The sequence below is a fragment of the Skermanella sp. genome, from assembly GCF_059503625.1.
The window spans coordinates 1-4,584 of the sequence record NZ_JCACHA010000008.1 but is presented as its reverse complement, the minus strand read 5'-3'; the positions used below and the strand labels follow the sequence as shown (position 1 = coordinate 4,584).

The following is a 4,584-nucleotide window of genomic DNA, read 5'->3' as shown; positions in this document are numbered from 1 at the left end:
CGAACGGGAAGAAGAAGCTGGTCAGGATCTCGGTCATCGTGGCGCTGTCGCCGCCACGCATGGCTCGGTAGAACCGCTGGGCGAGTTCCGGCACGAAATTGAACACGGCGGACGAATAGGTCGTGACGCCTACAGCGTTGAATGCTTCGGCGTAGAGTTCATGCGTAGGCATGCCGCCGATATAGCAGAGGCGGTCGCCGAGCTTCGCCGTAATCTCGCGGACCACGTCGATCTGGCCGGTGCCGTCCTTGAAGCCGATGAGATTGGGGCACTCGTCCGCCAGCCGGGCCAGCGTGTCGGCTTTCACGACGGAATTGGCCCGGTTATAGATGACGACGCCGACGCCGGTGGACTGGCAGACCGCCTTGACGTGCTGGTAGATGCCTTCCTGCGGCGCTCCGATCAGGTAGTGCGGCAGCAGCAGCAGGCCGTCGGCATGGGCCTGTTCGGCCTCCGCCGCGATCTCCTGCGCCAAGGCGGTGCCGTAGCCGCAGCCGGCGATGATCGGAACGTTGCCGGAGGATTCCTTGGCGGCCTTTGTGACCTGCCCGATCTCGCGCGGGGTCAGTGAGAAGAACTCGCCCGTCCCGCCGGCGGCGAACAGCGCCGCGGCGCCGAAGCCCGACAGCCATTCGACATGGCTGCGATAGCTTTCCAGGTTGAGCCGCAGATCGGCATCGAAATGTGTGACCGGGAACGACAGCAGGCCGGAAGATAGGGCTGTCTTGATTTCATCGGGGGACATGCTTCGTCCTTCTCATCATATGACCGTTACAAGACTCATATGATGAGAAGGGAAGGTCTGTCAATCATTATCGGTCGCGGCCTCCGGCCGTTTCGGGCGGGTCAGCGCGCGGTATCGCTTGATGCCGCCCAGCAGATGGCGGCGCATCGCTTCGCGCGCGTGCTCCGGATCGCGCGCCCAGATCGCTTCGGCGATGTCGGTGTGCTCCGCCAGCAGGATCTTGTCCCGGTTCGGCAGCGGATCGACGCCGCCCATGGCGGTGCGGAACTTAACGCGCGGGATGATCCGGCGGCCGATCTGCTCCAGGAAAGACTTGAACCGGCCGTTGTTGGTGGCTTGCGCTATCGCCATGTGGAAGTCGAAATCGGCCTGATCTGTCGGCAAGCCCTTGGCGACCAGATCTGCGAATGCTTCCAGCCTGGACTGTATTTCGGCTTCCTGCGCCGGCGAACTGCGCAGCGCCGCAAGGCCTGCGGCTTCGACCTCGATGCCGATGCGGAGTTCCAGTTCCTCGATGATGTCCGATATCTTGTCCGTCGCCTGAGTGAAAAGCTCCAGGCTTTCCGGCGCCTGTCGCGGCCCCAGCACGAAGACGCCGACGCCGTGCCGGGATTCGACCAGCCCGTCGGCCCGGAGCGCCGCGATCGCTTCCCGGATGACCGTGCGGCTGAAGCCGAACCGCTCGACCAGCACCGGCTCCGCCGGCAGCTTGTCGCCCACGGCGTAATCGCCGTCCTCGATCTCGCGCCGAAGTATCTCGACCACCTTGGAGCTAAGGGTCCTGCGCGCTCCGCTCCGTTCCACGATCGCCATTCCCCAGGCTCCCCGCACATGTCCTTATCGGCCGCTGTCGCGCGGTCCTTTGGTAAACCACTACTCCTATGATGAGGTCGGCGCAAGTAGTCATCATATGAGTTGGAAGCTCACGCCTCGTAGGCCAGCCTCATGTTCCCCCAGTGCATGTCGTCCACCATGATCGGGCAATCGGCTTCCTTGAGGAAGACCACCTGCCCGCCGCCCATGTCGCGGTCGTACGTCTGGCAGAAGCTGGGCGAGCGGTTGTGGGCGGCGAGCAGGCCGGCGCGGTCGTCGAAGATGCGGCGGTTGCGGGAGTTGGCGGTGTTCCAGACCGCGTCGCCGGGACGCTGCGGCAGGGAGCAGGACTTGTTGTGAGTCGGGATGTAGCCGTTGCGGTCGACCGCCGCGCAGAAGACGATGCCGGGCGCCTGCGTCAGGACCGGTTCCTGCAAGCCCGGCAGGATCTCGTCCGCCAGGGCCAGGAAGCGGGAGGTGTGCTGGACCGGATCGGTGCCGGGGATTTCCCGGTAGTCCTCGTCGAACAGGGAGTCGTCGTCGATGCGGCCGGAGCGGAACGCCTCGTCGAAGGCATGGGACGCCTTGGCGGCGGCGGCCGAGCAGATGGCCACCATGCGGCGGTCGCGTTCGGCCGTGCGCTCGACCACGGCGACGACCGCCGTCCTCAGCGCGTCGGTCAGCTTGACGAACTGGACGTGCAGCGCGCCGGCGGCGGGCATCAGGGCACGTGCCTGGAAGACGCCGACGCCGTCGATGGCGACCGAGATGACGCTGCCGAGCGTCAGGTCGGGCGGCGGCGCGCCGTTGCGCGGGCGGACCAGCGCTCCGACCGTCGACAGGTCGACGACGACGGACGGGATCGCGGCAAGGCCTTCCGGCGTCATCGTGGCCGGCAGGGCGACCGGGACGCGGACATGGTCGTCCTTGACGGTCGAGGTCGCGACGATCCGGACGATCCGCTCCCTCATCGCCGTCATATCGGTGTTAAGCAGGCTGGACATCGAGGCCAGCGCCAAAGCCGACTGGCGGTTGCTCTCGGCGTTGCGGGCGACGTTCTGGAGCCGGCCGGCGACCTGCGTCGCGGCGCCCGCGACCGACGACATGCGTTCCTCGATCACGGCAGCCGCGCCGCGCTGTTCGTCGGTCGATGCCGACACCGCCTGCGCCGCCTCGTTCGCCCGGCCGATGGCCTCGGCCACGCCGGCCATGGTGGCTGCGGTCGCGGCGGTGCCGTCGCGGATGCCGTCGGCCTGGGCGGCGACGCCGGCCAAGCTGGACTCCGTCTGGCCGGCTAGGCTCTTCACCTCGTCGGCGACGATGGCGAAACCTCCGCCCGCCTCGCCGGCCCGCGCCGCCTCGATGGTGGCGTTGAGGGCCAGCAGCCTGGTCTGGCTGGCGATGGTGCGGATCAGCACGACGACTTCGTTGATCCTGTCGGCGGACTGGGTCAGGGACTCGACGGAAACGGTCGCCTCGCGCGTGCGCACGGCGGCATCCCCCGTCACGTGCGACGCCTCTACCGCCCGGCTGCCGATCGTATCGCCCAGGTCGAGCAGCCGGCGGGCTGCCTCCGCTGCGGACGACACTTCGGCCGAGACGGATTCCGCGGCGTTCGCCATTTCTGTCACGGCCTCTTCCAGCACCCGGCTGTTGGATGCGACCAGCCGGGCGACCTGGGAGAAGCGGGCGGCCTTGTGGGCGACTTCGCCGATCGTGTGCATCGCCTCGCGCTCCACCATGTCGGAGAGCGTCAGGATCTCGCTCTTGAAGGCTTCCGCCGCCCCCTTCTGGACGTAGGCCGAGATCGACAGGCTGACATCGTAGAGAAGCGCCCGCAGCACCGCCTTGACGTCGGCGGAGGCGCGGGAGGCGAAAGGATGGCGCGCCAGCACGGCGTCGAGCATGCGTTCCGCCAGGAACAGGTAGCCGCCCAGATAATGTGTGGGATCGAGGCCGATGCGCTCATGCGCCGCCCCGATGCGGACGGTCCGCTCGCGGTAGGCTTCACCGAAGCCGTCGGTCAGGAGACCGCGCCAGTGTTCGGCCTGCGCCTTCTTCAGCCGCTGGTGTCCGCCCGCTTCGGACACCAGCGCCGACATGGCAGGGTCCTGTTCCAGCTTGTCGTAGAAGCCGTCAAGGGCGCCGTCCAGTGCCGCCATGATGGCGGGAGCCATGACCTTCAGACGTTGCGTTACATCCCCGTCGATGCTGAAGAATTCAGCGTCCGCCGTCGCATCCGTCATCCTGTCGTTCTCGCGCATGTCGTTTCCCCACTTCCGGTGACGCGGACCCTGTATGGTGGTACGCGTCACTGGAAAGAAGCAATTTTAGACATATGCGGCAGGTTCTGTCCTGCGTCATGGCCGCGCGGAGCAGACTGAGGCTTACGACTCCCTGTCCACCTGCACGACCCGGAGGTTGTTGGTGGTGCCGGCCTGGGCGAAGGGGATGCCGGCGACGACGACGATGTTGTCGGTCGGATTGGCGAAGCCTTCCGAGTGGGCGGTCGCCGCCGCGCGCTGGACCATCTCCTCGTAGGTGGTGATGTCCTCCGACAGGATGCTGTGGGCGCCCCACAGCAGGCAGAGGCGCCGGGAAACGCTTTCGTCGGGGGTCAGGGCCACGATCGGCACTTGGGGCCGCTTGCGCGCGATCCGCGCGGCGGTCGTGCCGCTGGACGTGAAGGCGACGATAGCGGGGGCGTGGATCGCCTCTGCCAGATCGGCGGCGGCGGCGGCGACCGCGTGGGGGGCGGTCTGTTCCTCGCCGGGCTTGGTGGCTTCGATGATCGAGCGGTAGAGCTTGTGCTGTTCGGTGCTCCGGATGATCCGGTCCATCATGCCGACCGCTTCGATCGGATAGCGTCCGGTCGCGGATTCGGCCGACAGCATGACGGCGTCGGCGCCGTCGTAGATCGCGGTCGCCACGTCTGACGCTTCGGCCCGTGTCGGCGTCGGCGCCGCGACCATGCTGTCGAGCATCTGGGTCGCGACGATCACCGGCTTGACCGCAAGGCGGCAGGC

Annotated in this window: 4 protein-coding genes; all 4 read right to left on the bottom strand. The window is 67.2% G+C overall.

All coding sequences use genetic code 11. The annotated features are described in order from the left end of the window. Positions 1–745, bottom strand: a 745-nt coding sequence (locus AC5JJ6_RS00205; RefSeq protein ID WP_496040105.1) for a 5-dehydro-4-deoxyglucarate dehydratase, incomplete at its 3' end; no start/stop codon positions are given. A gap of 60 nt (positions 746–805) precedes the next feature. Then, positions 806–1,558, bottom strand: a complete 753-nt coding sequence (locus tag AC5JJ6_RS00200; protein ID WP_496040104.1) for a FadR/GntR family transcriptional regulator — start codon at positions 1,556–1,558, stop codon at positions 806–808. 110 nt (positions 1,559–1,668) lie between these two features. After that, a complete protein-coding gene (locus AC5JJ6_RS00195; RefSeq protein WP_496040103.1) occupies positions 1,669–3,822 on the bottom strand; it encodes a protoglobin domain-containing protein in 2,154 nt (717 codons plus the stop codon). A gap of 123 nt (positions 3,823–3,945) precedes the next feature. Then, the coding region (locus AC5JJ6_RS00190) for a pyruvate kinase (RefSeq protein WP_496040102.1) at positions 3,946–4,584 on the bottom strand (639 nt) is incomplete at its 5' end.